General features: G+C 69.0%; 13 protein-coding genes and 1 pseudogene. 3 read left to right on the forward strand and 11 right to left on the reverse strand.

Annotated features, from left to right (window positions below):
• Window positions 1-47: 47 nt before the first annotated feature.
• Window positions 48-698: a LysM peptidoglycan-binding domain-containing protein gene (locus D7V93_RS02355; RefSeq protein ID WP_120641788.1), complete on the reverse strand. Its 651-nt coding sequence runs from the start codon at window positions 696-698 to the stop codon at window positions 48-50.
• 105 nt (window positions 699-803) lie between these two features.
• The gene (locus D7V93_RS02360; RefSeq protein WP_158623626.1) at window positions 804-2,789 is read right to left on the reverse strand and encodes a DUF1565 domain-containing protein; all 1,986 of its coding nucleotides are present in this window, start codon (window positions 2,787-2,789) and stop codon (window positions 804-806) included.
• A 153-nt stretch (window positions 2,790-2,942) separates the two neighbouring features.
• On the opposite strand from D7V93_RS02360, the gene roxA reads away from it, so the two are divergent.
• The gene (gene roxA, locus D7V93_RS02365; protein ID WP_120641790.1) at window positions 2,943-4,964 is read left to right on the forward strand and encodes a rubber dioxygenase RoxA; all 2,022 of its coding nucleotides are present in this window, start codon (window positions 2,943-2,945) and stop codon (window positions 4,962-4,964) included.
• Between the two features lie 53 nt (window positions 4,965-5,017).
• Here the strand turns inward: roxA and D7V93_RS02370 are convergent, their stop codons facing one another.
• Genes D7V93_RS02370 through D7V93_RS02410 form a run of 9 tightly spaced genes read right to left on the reverse strand, consistent with a single transcriptional unit; the run spans window position 5,018 to window position 16,464 of the window.
• On the reverse strand, window positions 5,018-6,397 hold the full coding sequence (locus tag D7V93_RS02370) for an aldehyde dehydrogenase family protein (protein WP_120641791.1): 1,380 nt from the start codon (window positions 6,395-6,397) through the stop codon (window positions 5,018-5,020).
• Between the two features lie 26 nt (window positions 6,398-6,423).
• Complete coding sequence (locus D7V93_RS02375) at window positions 6,424-8,601, reverse strand: 3-hydroxyacyl-CoA dehydrogenase NAD-binding domain-containing protein (RefSeq protein WP_120641792.1); 2,178 nt, start codon at window positions 8,599-8,601, stop codon at window positions 6,424-6,426.
• 37 nt (window positions 8,602-8,638) lie between these two features.
• Window positions 8,639-9,850, reverse strand: coding sequence for an acetyl-CoA C-acetyltransferase (locus tag D7V93_RS02380; protein ID WP_120641793.1), 1,212 nt, complete (start codon window positions 9,848-9,850; stop codon window positions 8,639-8,641).
• A 32-nt stretch (window positions 9,851-9,882) separates the two neighbouring features.
• A complete protein-coding gene (locus D7V93_RS02385) occupies window positions 9,883-11,031 on the reverse strand; it encodes an acyl-CoA dehydrogenase family protein (protein WP_120641794.1) in 1,149 nt (382 codons plus the stop codon).
• Between the two features lie 27 nt (window positions 11,032-11,058).
• A complete protein-coding gene (locus tag D7V93_RS02390; protein WP_120641795.1) occupies window positions 11,059-12,198 on the reverse strand; it encodes an acyl-CoA dehydrogenase family protein in 1,140 nt (379 codons plus the stop codon).
• Window positions 12,199-12,230: 32 nt separating this feature from the next.
• Window positions 12,231-14,069 (reverse strand): AMP-dependent synthetase/ligase, encoded by a 1,839-nt coding sequence (locus D7V93_RS02395; protein WP_120641796.1) that lies wholly within the window; start codon window positions 14,067-14,069, stop codon window positions 12,231-12,233.
• Window positions 14,070-14,117: 48 nt separating this feature from the next.
• A complete protein-coding gene (locus D7V93_RS02400; protein ID WP_120641803.1) occupies window positions 14,118-14,948 on the reverse strand; it encodes an SDR family oxidoreductase in 831 nt (276 codons plus the stop codon).
• A gap of 8 nt (window positions 14,949-14,956) precedes the next feature.
• On the reverse strand, window positions 14,957-15,628 hold the full coding sequence (locus D7V93_RS02405; RefSeq protein WP_120641797.1) for a TetR/AcrR family transcriptional regulator: 672 nt from the start codon (window positions 15,626-15,628) through the stop codon (window positions 14,957-14,959).
• Window positions 15,625-16,464, reverse strand: a complete 840-nt coding sequence (locus tag D7V93_RS02410; protein ID WP_120641798.1) for an enoyl-CoA hydratase-related protein — start codon at window positions 16,462-16,464, stop codon at window positions 15,625-15,627. Before D7V93_RS02410 ends, D7V93_RS02405 begins: the two co-directional genes overlap by 4 nt.
• Window positions 16,465-16,552: 88 nt before the next feature.
• Between D7V93_RS02410 and D7V93_RS02415 the strand changes: the two genes are divergently transcribed.
• Both D7V93_RS02415 and D7V93_RS02420 read left to right on the forward strand, forming a co-directional pair.
• Complete coding sequence (locus D7V93_RS02415) at window positions 16,553-17,326, forward strand: SDR family NAD(P)-dependent oxidoreductase (protein ID WP_120641799.1); 774 nt, start codon at window positions 16,553-16,555, stop codon at window positions 17,324-17,326.
• 17 nt (window positions 17,327-17,343) lie between these two features.
• Window positions 17,344-17,524 (forward strand): annotated as a pseudogene (locus D7V93_RS02420) (acyl-CoA dehydrogenase family protein); the annotation flags it as partial.

The following is a 17,524-nucleotide window of genomic DNA, read 5'->3' on the forward strand; positions in this document are numbered from 1 at the left end:
CCCGGAGGCGACGGTGATGCCGGTGTGCTTTTTTCGTGCGGCGGGAGCTACACCGTCGGCATGAAGACCTTGAATCCGGTGCGGCCACCGGCGCCGAGCGTGTTGCGCTCGATGAAGTCGCTCACGGACGAGCGGCCGTCGCCGGTGGTGATGGCGGTGTGGCCGTAGATGCTGCCCGCGCGCGTGGAGGTCTTCTCCCAGGTGAGGACGAGGCCCGGGACCTTCAGCGCCTCCGCGAGCGACATGTTGACCTGCTTGAACTTGTCGCGCGGCAGGTTGTTGTCGATCTGGTTGCCATTGCCCCAGACCTTGACGCCGAAGGCGTTCTGGATGGCCCGGCTCACACCCGTGGCGCACAGGCCCTGGCTGTTGTACCCGCCGATGCTCATCGCCGCCGCACGGCCCGCCTCCGCGAGCTTGCGCATCGCGGGCGTCGCGCTGCCCGGCCCGGCGCCACCGCTGCCCTGGACCTGGCCGCCGCCCTTCGTGCCACCCGTGCCGCCGGAGCCCTTCGAACCGCCGCTGCCCTTGGACGGCTCGAAGCTGTCGCCCTTGCCGGGGACGCGCAGGGTCTTGCCCGCGAAGATGAGGTTCGGGTTGGAGATGTTGTTGGTGCGGGCCAGCGCGGAGACGCTGGTCTTGAAGCGAGCGGCGAGGGCCGAAAGCGTGTCGCCCTTCTGGATGCGGTAGTTGGACATGAAATCTCCTTGAGCGATTGTCGGGACCTCACTCGCGGAGTTGCGCTGATTTCCCAGGTTCTTGGAGTTTCCCTGGTTGGATCCACCATTGCTTGAAAATTTCCGTCACGGTGAGGTTACGCGCACGTCGTCGTAGGTGGCGGCGCCGGTCGCGTAGAAGCCGACCTTGCCCGCCGTGAGGGCCGTGTCCGTGCCCTGCACGCGAAGCACGCCGTCCACGAAGCCCTCGATGGACGTGCCGTGAACGGCGAGGGTCAGCGTGTAGAACGCGGACGTGCTCGCGGCGAACGGCACGGACTGGAGGGTCTGGGTGGTGCCGGAGACCTTCTTGTTCAGCACCAGGTTCCCGTTGTGGAGGATGAGGAAGTAGAAGTTGTTCCCATCCACGTACCGGGCGACGAGGCCGTTGCGGACGCTCGTGGAGCCGGTCTTCACCCGGGCCGAAAAGGTGTAGTCGCTCCACGCGGGCTGGCCAGCCGTGACGATGTACGTCGCCGACGCGGTGGACTGCTGCCGGGCCGCCTTCGTCCCATCCGTGACGATGGCCCAGCTCCCGTTGCCGCTGGCGTTCGTCCAGCCACCCGCCGGGAAGCTCGCGTAGGACTCGAAGCCGTCGGTCAGCAGCGTCGAGCCGGTGCCCGGCGGCGTCGTCACGCTCACCGTGTTGCTCACGGGAGAGACGTTGCCGGCCGCGTCGGAGGCCCGCACGGTGTAGCTGTACGTCGTGGACGGGCTCAGGCCGGTGTCGCTGCACGTCCGCACCGCCACCATGCACACGGGCGCGCCGCCGCGGGTCACCGCGTACGACGTCACCCCGACGTTGTCCGTGCTCGCGCTCCAGGCCAGGTCCACCCCGCTGCTGGACGTCGCGGTCGCGGTCAGCCCCGTGGGCGCCGTGGGCGGGGTCGTGTCCTGGCCCGTCCCCGCGCAGGCCGTGGTCGGAGTGCCCACCGAGCTTCCGGTCACCGCCGGTGCCGTGGTGTCGAAGGTGTTGCCGCAGAAGGTCGCCTGCGGCGCGCTGTTGTCATTGCGGATGAACGCGCCCGTCGCCTCGCGGAAGGTGTTGTTCGTGGCCGAGTTGCCGCCCTTGTCGTAGGCGCCGGAGTCGGACTTGAGCTTGAGCGCGTAGCTGCGGCTGCCGCTGATGACGTTGGCGTCCAGCACGTTGTGGTGGCCCCGCAGCTCGATGAGGCTGCCAAGGAACTCCAGCGGCTCGTCGTTGTAGCGGCAGTCGTTCCTCGCGAACGTGTTGTCGTGCGCGTTCTCCTTCACGTTGAGGCACTCGGAGCCGAACGTGTGGATCGTGTTGTCGTGGACGTGGTTGAACGCGCTGGTGTCATTGGCATACATAGGCTGATCAGTGGACTTGGGGCTGGTGCCAACGTAGACGCCCTCTCCGTTGTGGTACTTGTAGCCGTCCACGTCGTCGCCCTTGCCGTACATCCCGCACCACTGGATGACCGAATTGGCGATTTCATTGTGGTGCGCGTTGCTGCGCATGCGGATGCACTCGCCCCCCGCGCCGTTGAGGAACATGTCGCGGATCACCACGCCCGTGATGTCGCGCGACGTCTCCGCCGAGCCGATGTAGATGAGCCGCCCGTCGGCGATGAGCGACTGGTTGGCGTCCTTGAAGCTCCGCACGCCTGACAGGGCCGTGGGGTGCGTCGTGTTGACGAGCTTCTCCTGCCCATCAACCGTGAACCCCTCCAGCACGTAGTAGCTGTGGTCGATGTTGAAGATGCGCCCCGTGCCGAACAGCACCGCCTTGTAGCGCCCCGAGCGCGCCTTGCCGGTCTCCGGCCCGTGGAGGGTGATGGGCGCGGTCGTGGTGCCCGCCCGCTTCGTCACCGGCCGCTCGCGGTAGATGCCGGGTGCAATCTGGATCGTCGTGCCCGCGGTCGCCTTGTCCAGGGCCGCCTGGAGCGTCTTCAGCGGGGCCGTGGACGACGTGCCGGCATTGGCGTCGGAGCCGCTCGGGCTGACGTACAGCGACGCGGCACCCGCGGTCAGCGGCAGGAGCGTCAACAGGGCCAGGAGCCGCCAAAGGTCGCGGCTCGGACGGAAGGGGAGGAGCGAGGAGGGGTTCACGAATGTTCCTGAAGTGAGTGATTCCCGGGCTTTACCACTTTTCAAGCCATGTCCATGAGTCCTCGCTGACGCACTGCGTATTGTGGGCGTCACTCCATGAGCCTAGACAATGCGCTGTTGTCAAAGTGCCAATAAGCAATGGAGGCCGCGCGAATGAGACTGCGATGGAGCCGTGAGTGGGCATTACCGGGTTGCCTTGTCCTCACCCTGATGGCATCCCGGGCGGACGCGGACCCCCTGCCGCTGCTGGAGTCGACGACGCTGCGTTCGCCGTTCGCGGCGGCGTGCAACGGGAAGCCGGACTCGACGCCGTTGCCGGTGGATCCGCGCACCCTGGTCGTGCCGGGCGTCAACAAGCCGGGGGCCGCGGTGCAGTTCAACGCCTACTGGTTGGACCTGCACAACCCTCCAGCGCCGTTCGTCTCGACGCTGCCGCCCAATCCCCAGACGTGCGGCGAGTTCCGCGCGAGCGTCAACCGGGGGCGCACGAACATCGAGACCCGCGCCTACTTCCAGCCGTTCAGCACCGCGCTCGCCTACTACAACATCTACACACTCTGGGGTTACCTCATCCGCCCCTCGGACTTCGACGAGCAGGTCATCAAGCGCTACGGGCTCGCGAAGGCGCCGTTCCGCAATCCCTACCCACTGCCGTGGGAGAACCCCAACCTCACCCAGGGCGGCAGCGGCCAGCTTCCCCTCGGGCTCGTGCAGGAGCGGGACGCGAACGGGCGTTTTACGGGCAACATCGCCTCCAGCTGCTCGGGCTGCCACGACTCGCGGCTCGGGACCGAACAGGAGGCAGGCTTCGTGTGGGGCCGCTCTGGCGACGCGATTGACGCGGGGCTCATCCAATCCGACATGTTCCGCTCGACGGGCGTCGGGACCGTGCTGGAGATCATCCCCGTCCCCTGGAGCGTGGGCCGTGGCTCCAGTGACGCCATCGGCATCGTCGACCTGCTGCCCGCGCTCTTCGACATGGACTCGCTCGGCCTGGCTCCCAGCCTGCTCGAATACTTCCCGACCCATGCGGGAGGCATGTCCCGCGCGCCCAACTGGTGGCAGCGCGCCTTCAAGACGCGGCAGTTCTGGGACGGGGCCCTCTCCTCGGACAACGTCCGCTCGGAGATGGCCTTCGGGGTCGCGAACCTGACCCGCTCGCCCGCGGAGCGCCGGGCGCTGTCCAACGAGTTCGAGGACAACGACAACTTCTTCACCTCGCTCTCGCCCCCGGCCTACCCCAAGACCGTCAACACCACGCTCGCCGAGCAGGGCGCGATCCTCTTCCACGAGCGCGACCTCTGGGCGAACGGCGCCAACGCCAACATCCCCAAGGCCCCGGGCAATGGCTCCTGCGCGAGCTGCCACGGCGTCTACTCGCCGCGCCACGCGGCGAACCCGGCCTTCCTGCCCGACCCTCGCCTCAAGGGCGTCTCTGGCGTCATCACCCCCATCGAGACCATCCGGACCGACCCGGCGCGCAAGGGCCTGATGGCGGATGAGCGCAAGCGCAGGGCCTGGAACACGTCCTTCCTCGCCTACAACGACGAGCACCCCGACCACGGCCCCTTCTACGACGGCATCGTCATGAGCGCGCTGCGCCGCGTGCCGCGTGCCGCCTATGACAACGGCACCGGCCCCGTGTACTCGCCCGTGGGGCCGAACGTGTGGAACGAGCCGTTTGGCTACATCGCGCCGCCGCTCTACGGGGCGTGGGCCTCCGCCCCGTACTTCCACAACGGCAGCGTGCCCACCCTCTGGGACGTGCTGAAGCCGTCGGACCGGCCCGCGGTGTGGAAGCGCAAGCAGACCGCCCCCAACGCGCTGGGCACCAACGCGGGCTACGACATGAGCTACTCGGCGTACGACTTCGCGAAGCTTGGCTGGAGCGTGACGCCGCTGGCCTGCGCCAACAAGCCCGCCAATGATCCGTTCATCCCCTGCACCCAGGACATGGCGACGCCCGACGTCCTCTTCGCGAACATCGCGAACCTGGTGGCCAACTACAACTCACTCGCCTACCAGTCGCCGCCGCCCATCACCCAGAAGCAGATCCGTTCGCGGATGATCTTCAATTCGTACCTCTACGGAATGGGCAACGGCGGACATGACTTCACCCAGTCGCTCACGGACAACGAGCGCTGGGCGGTCATCGAGTACGTGAAGACGCTTTAAGCCCTGACGGAGGGAGGCGGGTGGCGCCAGGAGCCCGGCGCCACCTGCACCTGTCACAGGAAGCGTTTGAGGAGGCCGAGCTTTCCGACGTAGGGCGGGTAGCGCAGCTTCATGTCGAGCGCGAACGGCCGCTTCACCACGCTCTTCTTGTGGCTGAAGGCGTCGAAGCTCGACTGTCCGTGGTAGCCGCCCGTGCCCGAGTCGCCCACGCCGCCGAAGGGGAGCCCCTCCGCGGCGAAGTGGACGCACACGTCGTTGGTCACGGCGCCACCGCTGGAGGTCTCGGCGAGGACGCGGTCGTTCACCGCGGCGTCCCGCGCGAAGCTGTAGAGAGCGAGCGGCTTCGGCCGGGAGCGCACGAAGCGGATGGCGTCGTCAATGCTCGGGCAGTCCACGAGCGGCAGCAGGGGGCCGAAGATCTCCTCCTGCATCAGCGGGCTCGACAGCGGCGCATCCGTGATGACGGTGGGCGCGAAGTAGCGGCTGGCCGCGTCGCGCTCGCCGCCGAAGGCGACCTGCCCGTCGGCCGCGAGCGCGGAGACGCGCTCGAAGTGGCGGGCATTGACGATGCGGCCGTAGTCGCTGCTCTCGCGCGCGTTCGGGCCGTAGAAGCTCCGGACGGCCTTCTGCACCAGGTCCGTGAAGCGGCCCTTGAGCTCCGGGGGGATGAGCACGTAGTCCGGCGCGATGCAGGTCTGCCCGGCGTTGACGAACTTGCCCCAGGCGATTCTCCGCGCGGTGACTTCCAGGTCCGCGCTCCGGTCGACGATGCAGGGGCTCTTGCCCCCCAGCTCGAGGACGGTGGGGGTGAGGTGACGGGCCGCGGCCTCCGCCACGACCCGGCCCACGCTGGTGCCTCCGGTGAAGAAGATGAGGTCCCAGCGCTCCTCCAGGAGCCGGCGGCTCTCGTCCGCGGCCCCCTCGACGACGGCGACGACCTCCGGGGGGAAGGCCTCGCCCAGCATCCGCGCGAGCACGCGCGACGTCTCCGGCGCGTGCTCACTGGGCTTCAACACGGCCGTGCAGCCCGCGGCGAGCGCCCCGATGAGCGGTGCGATGGACAGCTGATAGGGATAGTTCCACGGCGCGATGATGAGCGTCACGCCCAGCGGGTCCGCGTACTGGTACGCCCGCGCCGGTTGGATGACGAGCGGCGCGGAGCCCCGTCGTGGCTGCATCCACGCCTTCACGTGCTTGAGCGCGTTCTTGATCTCGCCGTAGATGCTGCCGACCTCGGTGAGGTAGGCCTCCTCCGGGCTCTTGGAGAGGTCCGACTTGAGGGCGGCGAGGATGTCCGCCTCATGTTTGCGCGCCGCCCGCTCGAGCGCCTGCAACTGCTCCCGCCTCCATTCGAGCGGGAGCGTGACGCGGGTTTCGAAGAAGGCGCGCTGCCTTGCCACGAGCGATAGCGCATCGAGCGGTGTTCGGACCATGTGACTTCCCCTTCCGAGGGAGGTGGCTACTGCAGGAGTTCGCCTTTTTCGGCCTTCGCGACGAGCGACGCGGGCGGCAGGAAGTGCTTCCCGTAGCGCTCCGCGAGCTGGCGCGCGCGGAGGACGAAGCCGCGAGGCCCCGTGCCGGTGGGCCCTTCGTAGCCGTTGATGTACTGCACGACGCCGCCCGTCCACGCCGGGAAGCCGATGCCGAGGATGGAGCCCACGTTCGCGTCCGCGACGGTGCGCAGCACGCCTTCGTCGAAGCACCGCACCGTGTCGATGGCCTCGGCGAACAGCATCCGCTCCTTCATGTCCTCGAAGGGGATGGTGTACCCGGGCTTCGTGTAGTGCTGGGTGAGGCCCGCCCAGAGGCCCGTGCGCTTGCCGTCCGCGTAGTCGTAGAAGCCGCCGCCGGTGGAGCGGCCCTTGCGCTGGTGCTGGTCGATCATCGCGTCCATCACCGCGTAGCTGCCGTGCACCTGCCACGTCTGGCCCGAGGCCTCCACGGCGGCCTGGGTCTCCAGGCGGATCTTCCGGGGCAGCGTGAGCGTCAATTCGTCCACCAGCTGGAGCGGGGCGGCGGGGTAGCCCGCCTGGAGCCCCGCCTGCTCGATGGACGCGGGCGGGATGCCCTCACCCACCATGGCGATGGCCTCATTGAGGAACGTGCCAATCACGCGGCTGGTGAAGAAGCCCCGGCTGTCGTTGACGACGATGGGCGTCTTGCCAATCTGCACCGCGATGTCGATGGCCTTCGCGAGCGTGGCGTCGCTGGTCTGCTTGCCCGCGATGAGCTCCAGCAGCGGCATCTTGTCCACGGGGGAGAAGAAGTGCATCCCGACGAAGTCGGGCGGACGCGTCACCCCTTCGGCGAGCAGGGAGATGGGCAGCGTGGACGTGTTGGACGCGAGCACCGCGTCCGGGGCGACCACGCCCTGCACCTCCTGGAACACCTTGTGCTTGAGCTTCACGTCCTCGAAGACGGCCTCGATGACCAGATCACAGCCCGCGAGCGCGGTGGGGTCCGCGGCGGGGGTGATGCGCGAAAGCAGCGCTTCGCCCTTCTCCTTCGTGGTGGAGCCCTTCTGGACGGCCTTCTCCACGAGCTTCACCGAGTACTGCTTGCCCTTCTGCGCGGCGTCGAGGCTCACGTCCTTGAGCACCACGTCGATGCCGGCCTTGGCGCACACGTAGGCGATGCCCGCGCCCATCATCCCGGCGCCGAGCACGCCGACCTTCTTCGCCGTGTGCTGCGGGAAGCCCTTGGGACGACCGCCGCCGGAGTTGATGTGCTGCATGTCGAAGAAGAACGCCTGCATCATGTTCTTCGCGACCTGGCCGGTGGCCAGCTCCGTGAAGTAGCGCGACTCGATGGTGAACGCGGTGTCCACGTCCACCTGCGTGCTCTCCACGGCCACCGCCATGATGGCGCGCGGCGCGGGCATGTTCGCGCCCTTCAACTGCTTGCGCAGGTTGGCGGGGAACGCGGGCAGGTTCGCCGCGAAGGAGGGCGAGGACGGCGTGCCGCCCGGAATCTTGTAGCCCTTCGCGTCCCACGGCTGCTGCGAGCTCGGGTTCGCCTTCACCCACGCCCTGGCCGCGGGCAGGAGCGCGTCCACCGACTCCACGACCTCGTGCACGAGGCCCAGCTCCTTCGCCTCCTGCGGGCGGTAGCGCTGGCCCTGGAGCAGGACCTTCATCAGCGCGTCCGTGATGCCCAGCATGCGCACCGTGCGCACCACGCCGCCGCCGCCGGGGAGCAGCCCGAGCGTCACCTCCGGCAGGCCAAGCTGGGCGCCCTTCACGTCAGCGATGATGCGCCGGTGACACGCGAGCGCGATCTCCAGCCCGCCGCCCATCGCCGCGCCGTTGATGGCCGCGACCACGGGCTTGCCCAGCGTCTCCAGCGTGCGCAGCTGCGCCTTGATCTCCTCGCACAGCTCGAAGACCTGCTTCGCCTCGTCCTTCTTCACGCGGCGCAGGTCGTTCAGGTCGCCGCCCGCGAAGAACGTCTTCTTCGCGGAGGTGAGGATGATGCCGGTGATGCTCGCCTTCTCCTGGACCAGCCGGTCCACCGCCGCGCGCATGGACTTCACGTAGGCGGCGTTCATCGTGTTCGCGGACTGGGCCGGGTCATCCATCGTCAAGACCACGATGCCGTCGGCGTCTTTTTCCCAGCGCAGGGTGTTCTGTTCGCTCATGGGGATTTGCTCGGAAGGTGTCGAAAAGGGGAGGGGTTCAGACGCGCTCGACGAGGGTGGCAACGCCCATCCCACCGCCGACGCACAGGGTGACGACCGCGCGGCGCGCCTGACGGCGCTCCAGCTCGTCCACCACGGTTCCAAGAATCATGGCGCCGGTGGCGCCGAGCGGGTGGCCCATGGCGATGGAGCCGCCGTTGACGTTGAGCTTCTCGTCCGGGATGCCCAGGTCCTTCTGGTACTTGAGGACCACGGAGGCGAAGGCCTCGTTGAGCTCGAAGAGGTCGATGTCCTTCACGCTGAGGCCGGCGATGTCGAGCAGCTTCCGGGTGGCCGGGATGGGGCCCGTGAGCATGATGGTGGGGTCCGCACCGGACGTGGCGATGGCCGCGATGCGCGCCCGCGGCGTGAGGCCCAGCGCCTTGCCGACCTTCTCCGAGCCCAACAGGACGAGCGCCGCGCCGTCGACGATGCCGGAGGAGTTCCCCGGGGTGTGCACGTGGTGGATCTTCTCCACGAAGTGGTACTTCTGCAGCGCCACCGCGTCGAAGCCGCCGGCCTCGCCCATGGCGGTGAAGGACGCGTTGAGCTGACCGAGCGACGCCACGGTGGAGTCCGGGCGCATGTGCTCATCGCGGTCGAGCACGGTGAGGCCGTTCTGGTCCACCACCGGGACGACGGACTTCTTGAAGTAGCCTTCCGCCCACGCCTTCGCGGCGAGCGCCTGCGACCTCGCGGCGTAGCGGTCCACGTCCTCGCGGGTGAAGCCCTCGATCGTCGCGATGAGGTCCGCGGAGATGCCCTGCGGCACGAAGTAGGTGTCGTAGTTGGTGGCCGGATCCAACGCCCAGGCGCCGCCGTCCGAACCCATGGGGACGCGCGACATGCTCTCCACGCCGCCCGCGATGACCAGGTGCTCCCAGCCCGAGCGCACCTGCTGCGCGGCCAGGTTCACCGCCGTCAGCCCGGAGGCGCAGAAGCGGTTGAGCTGCACGCCGCCGGTGGTCTCCGCGAGGCCGGCCGCGAGCACCAGCGTGCGCGCGATGTCCGCGCCCTGGTCCCCGACGGGAGACACGACGCCGAGCACCACGTCGTCGATGCGCTGGGGGTCGAGGTTCGGGTTGCGCTTCTTGAGCGCATCCACCAGGCCGACGAGCAGCGACACCGGCTTGGTGCCGTGCAGCGCGCCCTTCTTGCCCTTGCCGCGAGGGGTACGAACGGCGTCGAAGATGAAAGCTTCCTGGCTCACTCGGAGCCTCCTTGGAGATGCAGGTGATGGGGCTACAGGGAACGGGCGACGAGCTCTTTCATGACCTCGTTCGCGCCGGCGAAGATTCGCAGGACGCGGGTGTCCGCGAACAGGTGGGCGATAGGGTACTCCTTCATGTAACCGTACCCTCCAAACAGCTGCAGGCAACGGTCCACGACGATGCACGCCTGGTCCGTCACCCAGTACTTCGCCATGGCCGCCGTCGTCACGTCGAGCCTGCCCTCGAGGTGGGACGTGATGCAGTCGTCGACGAAGGTGCGACAGACCCGTCCCAGGGTCGCGCACTCCGCCAGCTCGAAGCGCGTGTTCTGCAGGGCGAAGAGCGGCTTGCCGAAGGCGTGACGCTGCTTCGTGTACGCGACGGTCACCTCCACCGCGCGCTCCAGGCTCGCCATCCCGATGAGCGCCGTGATCAGCCGCTCCGGCGGAAGCTGCTGCATCAACTGCACGAAGCCCCGGCCCTCCTCGCCGCCGAGCAGGTTGACCACCGGGACCTTCAGGTCGTCGAAGAAGAGCTCGGTGGTGTCCTGGCCCTTGCCCCCCAGCTTGTCGAGGATGCGGCCGCGCTGGAAGCCGGGCGTCGTGTCGGAGACCTCGGCGCACAGCAGCGAGATGCCCGCATGGCCCTTCACGTCCCCCGTCCGCACCACGATGATGATGAAGTCGCAGACGTGGCCGTTGGAGATGAACGTCTTCGAGCCGCTCACGCGGTAGAAGTCACCCTCACGCACCGCGCGGGTGGTGATGGCCTGGAGGTCCGAGCCCGTCCCCGGTTCGGTCATGGCGATGGCCCCCACCCACTCGCCGCTCGCGAGCCGGGGCAGCCACTTCTGCTTCTGGGCCTCGGACGCATAGGCGAGGAGGTAGTGCGCGACGATGGTGCTGTGCACGGCGAAGCCCATGGAAGGGTCGCCCGCGCGGACCTGCTCCTCGACGAGGACCGCCTCGTGCGCGAACGTGCCGCCGCCGCCGCCGTAGGCCTCCGGGATGGACATGCACAAGAGGCCCAGCTCACCCGCCCTGCGGTAGAGGGCCTTGTCCGGATACCCCTGGGCCACGTGCTTGGGCACGTTGGGGAGGACCTCCTGGGTGAAGTAGCGGGCCGCGAGCTCGCGCACCTGCTCGAGTTCGTCCGAGCTCCATCGGGGACGTGTCGTCATGTCTGTCTCCTGGACTGGGGGTCGACCCTAGAGTCCGAACGTCTTGCCAATGATGTCGCGCTGGATCTCGCTCGTGCCGCCGTAGACGGTGGAGATGACCGTGGCGCGCAGGTGCGACTCCATGTCGTATTCGGTCGCGTAGCCGTAGCCCCCCATCATCTGCATGCCCTCCAGGGCCACGCGCTTGGCGGTCTCCGTCGTCTTCAGCTTCGCCATCGAGGCCTCGCGGGGGAGGGTCTGCTCGGGGGCCTCGTCCGCCATGGCGGCCACGCGGTAGACGAGCAGCTCACAGCAATCCAGCTCGGTGGCGAGGTCCGCGATGCGGTGCTTGAGCGCCTGGAAGGAGCCGACGGGCCGGCCAAACTGCTTGCGCTCCTTCACGTAGGCGACGGCGTCATCGAACGCGCGCCGCCCCCGGCCGAGCATGGCCGCGGCGAGGATGAGCCGCTCGCTGTTGAGGCCCGCCATCAACTGGGGCCAGGCGCGGTCCACGGTGCCCACCACGGTGCTCTCCGGGAGGAAGCAGTCGGTGAAGAAGACGTCGTTGACCTCCTTGCCGCCCAGCGTGGGGATGCCTCGGATCTCCATCCCCGGCGTGCCCGCGGGGACGCAGAACATGGTGAGGCCCTCGTGCCGCGAGCTGGTGGCGTGGGTGCGGGCCACGAGCAGGAGGTGGTCCGCGAGGTGCGCGTTCGAGCACCAGGTCTTCTGCCCGTTGACGAGGAAGCCCCCGGGGGTGCGCGTGGCCCGGCAGGTGAGGGCGGCGACATCCGAGCCCGCCCCGGGTTCGGAGATGGAGATGGCCTCCACGCGGCCCCGGGCGATGCCGCCGAGGATGGTGGCGCGCTGCGCCTCGGTGCCGAACTTCGCGTAGGGGCCGGCGGCGACCGCCGTGGTGATGTAGCCCCCCACGGGGGCGAGCCCGTAGGCGGTCCGCTCGGCGAACAGGCAGATGTCGGACATGCCTCCGCCCGAGCCGCCGTACTCCGGGGGAAGGCCCACGCCCAGCCAGCCGAGCTCCGCCATCTGGGCGTAGAGGGCGGGGCTGTGGGCCTCGGCGCCGTGGTTCGTCAGGGCGTCTCGCTGCGAGCGCGTCCCCGTCTTGGCGCGACAGAACGCGTCGATGGCGGAAGCGAACGAAGCCTGCTCCGGGGTTCTCGCATGCATGGGGGCTCTCGTGGATCCAGCAGGTGGGGGTGTCAGGCGTTCGCGTAGAGCGCGGCGATGCGCTCAGCGTATTGCGCGAGGACCACGCGGCGCTTGAGCTTGAGGGTGACGGTGAGCTCGCCCGTCGCGGGGGACCACGCCTCGGGCACCACCGCGAAGGACTTGATCTGCTCCGCGCGGGACAGCCGGGCGTTGGCCGCGGCGACGAGCGACTCGAGCTCGGCGCGGACCCGGGCATCCCGCGCGAGGTCGGCGAGCGACTCCGACGCGAGGCCCTGGGCCCGGGCCCAGAGCGGCGCGGCCTCCGGGTCGAGCGAGACGAGCGCCGTCACATAGGGGTGGCCGTCGCCAATCGCGATGGCCTGTCCCACGAGGGGGTGCGCGCGCAGCATGCCTTCGAGCTTGGAGGGCGCGATGTTCTTCCCGCTCGAGGTGATGAGCAGCTCCTTCTTGCGGTCGGTGATGGTGAGGAACCCGTCCGCGTCGAGCGTGCCGATGTCGCCGGTGGCGAGCCAGCCGTCCACGTCCACCCCGCTGATGACCTGACCGTCCGGGGCGAGGTACCCGGAGAACACCACGGGGCCTCGGACGAAGATCTCCCCGTCCCGGGCCAGGCGCAGCTCCAGCCCGGGGATGGGCCGGCCCACGGCGCCCAGCCGGAAGTCCGTGGGCGTGTTGATCGTCGCGCAGCCCGTGGTCTCACTCATGCCCCAGACCTCCAGCACCTTGATGCCGAAGCCCCCGAGGTACTCGAGGATCTCCACCGGGATGGGCGCCGAGCCGCTGCTGGCCCATTCGAGCGCGCCCAGGCCGAGCGACCTGCGCAGCGGTTCAAGGACCTGGGCCTCCACCTCCACGACCTTCTGCTGAAGCTCCGGGGGGACCGCCCTGCCGGAGCCCTGGAGTCGGAACGCCTCCAGGGCCAGCGCATGGGCCGCGAGCAGGGGCTCGCGCCGCGAGGGATCCAGCGCGCCCACCTTCGCCCGCAGGCCACCCGCGAGCTTCTCCCAGAAGCGCGGCACGCCGAAGAACGCGGGCGCACGCGCCCTGGCCAGCAGCGGCATCAGGTCCGCGGGATCCGCGCAGATGTGCACGTGCAGCGCCTTGTAGAGCGCGCGGTACAGTCCGAGCTCACGCTCCGCGACATGCGCGAGCGGCAGGTAGGCGATGGACGGCACCCGCATCTGGACGGGGATGGAGGCGTCCACGGCGATGGCCTCGTAGAAGGCGTTGCGGTGGCTCAGCACCACGCCCTTGGGGTCGCCGGTGGTGCCCGACGTGTACATCATGGCGATCGGGTCCTCGGGCCGGATGTCCTTCCAGCCTTCCTCGAAGACCAGGGGCGCCGCCTGGTGCAGCGCGCGCCCCTGGGCCTCGACCTCCGCGTAGGAGACGAAGCGCGCGTCCCCGGCGGGGATGGCGGACGGGTCGAGGACGATGATGCGTTTGAGCGCCCCGAGCGTTTCGAGCACCGGCCACCACCGCGCGACCTCGTCCTTGCCCTCCAGCACCACCACCGTGGCCGCGCTGTGCCGCGCGACGTAGCCCACCTGTTCGGTGCTCAGCGTCTGGTACGCGGTACAGGGAATCGCGGACAGGTGGACCGCGGCAAAGTCGACGACCCAATGCTCCGGCCGGGCGGACATCATGATCATCATCCGCTCGCCCTTCTTGAGCCCCAGCGCGTCCAGGCCCCGGGTGAGCGCGGCGGTCTGTTCCCGCAGCTGCGCCCAGGTGAGCGTTTTGTCTCCGGCGGTGAGGGCGGGAGCGTCCGCGTATTCCTCGGCGTTGCGTTTGAGGAGGAGCGGCAGCGTGAGCTTGTCCGCCAGGGATTGGCACTGCGCTTCCAGGTCTGCGCGCGACGGATCCATGGGCACCTCCTCGGATGCGTGGGTCAAACGTGCTGTGGCGCTCCCCCGTCAGGGGTCGACGTAGAGGTCGAGCACGACGTCGGGGCCGCCGCCGTAGCGGCTGAAGTCGGTGACGCCTTCGGCGCGCAGGACGTCTTCGTCGATGAAGGTCTGGCCGGTGCATGTCCGCGGCGGGCGCTGGAAGAGGGCCACGGCCGCGTCGGCCATGATCTCCGGCGAGCGGGCCCGCTGCATCGACGTGTCACCGCCGAGCAGGTTCTTCACGGCGGCGGTGGCGATGAGCGTCCGGGGCCAGAGCGCGTTCGCGCCAATGCCAGCCTCCGCGAACTCCGCGGCCCAGCCGAGCGTGAGCAGGGTCATGCCGTACTTGGCGACCGTGTAGGCCGGGTGCAATCCCAGCCAGTGCGGCGCGAGGTTGATGGGCGGTGAGAGCGAGAGGATGTGCGAATGGGGGGAGCGCCGCAGGTGGGGGAGCGCCGCGCGCGTCAGGAGGAACGTCCCCCGCAGCTGGATCTGCTGCATCAGGTCGAACCGCTTGACGGGCAGCTCCTCCGTCTTGAGCGGAGCGAGGGCGCTCGCGTTGTTGACGCAGAAGTCGATGCCGCCAAAGCGCGCCACGGTCGCCTCCACGGCCCGCTGCACGTCCGCCTCGTCGCGCACGTCCCCCACCACGGCGAGCGCCCGGCCCCCCGCGGCTTCGATCTCCGCGGCCGCCGTGTGCACGGTCCCGGGGAGCCGGGGATCCGGGGTGTCTGTCTTCGCCAGGAGCGCGACGTTGGCTCCCAGCCGCCCCGCCGCGACCCCGATGGCGAGCCCGATGCCGCGGCTTCCGCCGGACATCAGGAGCGTGCGGCCCGCGAGCGGTCCCTGGGGTGCCAGTCGTTGCGTCACCGCTTGGGCCCCGTCTTGGGCGCCCGGGCGTCGCCGCGCGCGGGGCCGTCCTGCTGGGCCAGTTGGGGGAACACGTCGCGCACGATGACGATCAGCGCTTCGCTCAGGAGCAGCTGGACGTCCTCGCGGGAGAGCGTTCCGCCGCGGATCCACTCGCGGATGGAGGCCTTCACCAGTCCGGCGTAGGAGCGCATCATCGCCCGGTGGCGCGCGTCGTTCCCGACCTCGACCTTGAGGCCCAGGAATTCGAGCGTCTTCGCGGCGGCCACGTCGTCCGCCTGCGCGATGATGTTCTCGACCTCCGGGTCCGCTCCAATGCCTCCCATGCCGGTCACGGCCACGTAGGTCTTTCCGTGGGTCGCGACGGTGTCGAGGTACCACTCGACGCTGCGCTCCACCCGCTCCCGAAGGGGCCCCGTCATGGTCACGTTCTCTTCCAGGCCGGGCATGAGCAGCATCCTCTTCACGACCTTCAGATAGAGGTCCCGCTTCTGCCCGAAGTAGTGGTTGAGCAATCCCCGGGCGACGCCTGCCTCCCGGGCAATGTCCGTGGTGGAGACTTCCGCGTAGGGGCGCTCACCGAACAGCCGCGTGGCGCATTCGAGGATCTGCTCCCTGCGCTTGTCCGGTTCGAGCCGCTTCCAGCGTGGCAGGGCGGCCGGGCTCATGGGTTCTCCCTCCACGGCAGGAACGCGGGCAGGTCCTGCGTCACCGTCCGGGAGAACTTCGCGGGCCGCTTCTGCATGAAGGCCATCACGCCCTCCAGCGCGTCCGCGCTCTCCCCCAGGCTCGCGATGAGCTGGCTGTCGAGTTCGAAGGCGGGCTCGGGTGAGGCCAGGGCGCTCATCCGGTAGAGGGCCTGGCGGATGACGGCCACGGAGACCGGCGCGGTGTTCTCCACCAGCTCGCGGGCGAGTGCATGGGCGGCGTCGAGCAGCGCTTCGGGTTCGTGGAGCGAGCGGACCAGCCCCGCGCCGAGCGCCTCCTCCGCGGAAATCAACCGGCCGCTCACCATCCAATCCAGCGCGCGTCCCATCCCGACGATGCGCGGCAGGAACCAGCTGGAGCCCGCCTCCGGATAGATGCCCCGCCGGCTGAAGACGAAGCCGAAGCGGCTGTTCTTCGCGGCGAGGCGGAAGTCCGCGGGGAGGATCATCGTGGAGCCGACGCCCACCGCGGCGCCCTGGATGGCGGCGATGATGGGTTTGCGCAGCGCGAACATCTGGCGCGTCACCCGCGTCGCGGGTTCGACCCAGTCGCCCTCCGGAACCCGCGTGTTCGTCACCTCGAGCGAGCTGCCGCTCAAGTCCGCTCCCACGCAGAAGTCCTTGCCGGCGCCGGTGAGGACGACCACGCGCACGCCTTCGTCCGCATCCGCGTCCGCGAGCGCGTCCGCGAGCTCATCCGCCATCATCACGGTGAAGCCGTTGCGCGCCTCCGGGCGGTGCAACTCCAGGGTAGCGACCCGGTCCGCGACTGAAAACCGGATGTGCTGATAGCTCATGGTGGGGGCCTCTTTGCTCCTGTCAGCGTCATGATGGTAGCTTGTTGGCACAGCGTCAACAGCAAGTCGCATTGGAAATGCCTTTTCCATGACTCCTTCTTCCTTTTGTCTCGAGGGTCGCCGCGCCCTGATCACAGGCGCCTCCAGTGGGTTGGGGCTGCACTTCGCCGGGGTGCTGGCGCGGGCGGGCGCCGAGGTCGTGTTGGCGGCGCGCAGTACCGACAAGCTTGTCACCGAGGTCGAACAGCTGCGTGCGTCGGGGGCACGGGCCCATGCGGTGTCGCTCGATGTGACCCGCTCCGAGTCCGTGCAGGCAGGCGTGGCCGAGGCCGAAAGGCTGGCGGGCGGAGTCCTGGACGTGCTGGTGAACAACGCGGGGGTGTCCGGCGAGCACTTCTTCCTCCAGGTGGAGGAGCCCGAGTGGGATGCGGTGGTCGATACCAACCTCAAGGGCGCCTACCTGGTGGCCCGGGCCGTGGCCCGTCGTCTGGTGGAGGCCGGCACGCCCGGCAGCATCATCAACATCGCCTCCATCCTGGGGCTGCGCGTGAGCGGCTCGGTGGCGCCATACTGCGCCTCCAAGGCGGGGTTGATCCACCTCACCAGGGCCATGGCGCTGGAGCTGGCGCGTCACCGGATTCGCGTGAACGCCCTCGCGCCCGGCTACATCGAAACCGACCTCAATCGCGGGTTCTTCGAAAGCGGCGCTGGCCAGAAGGTGCTTGCTCGCATTCCCTTCCGCCGGCTCGGCCTCATGCGGGAGCTGGAGGGGCCGCTGTTGCTCCTGGCCTCGGAGGCCGGCAGCTACATGAGCGGCAGTGTGCTGGAAGTGGATGGTGGCCACCTCTGCTCCACCCTGTAGTCCTCTTGGAGTCACCGATGGATTTCTCTCTCTCCCCTGAAATCGAAGACTACCGGCTGCGGGTGCGTGCCTTCGTGGAGCAGCACGTGCTGCCGCTGGAAACCCAACCCGACGCCTTCGACGCGCACGAGAACCTCCGTGAAGAGGTCGTGGCCCGGGTGCGTGCCCGGGCCCGCGCCGAAGGGCTCTGGGCCTTCC

Origin of the sequence: Corallococcus llansteffanensis (assembly GCF_003612055.1) — a bacterium.
Classification (GTDB): Bacteria; Myxococcota; Myxococcia; order Myxococcales; family Myxococcaceae; genus Corallococcus; species Corallococcus llansteffanensis.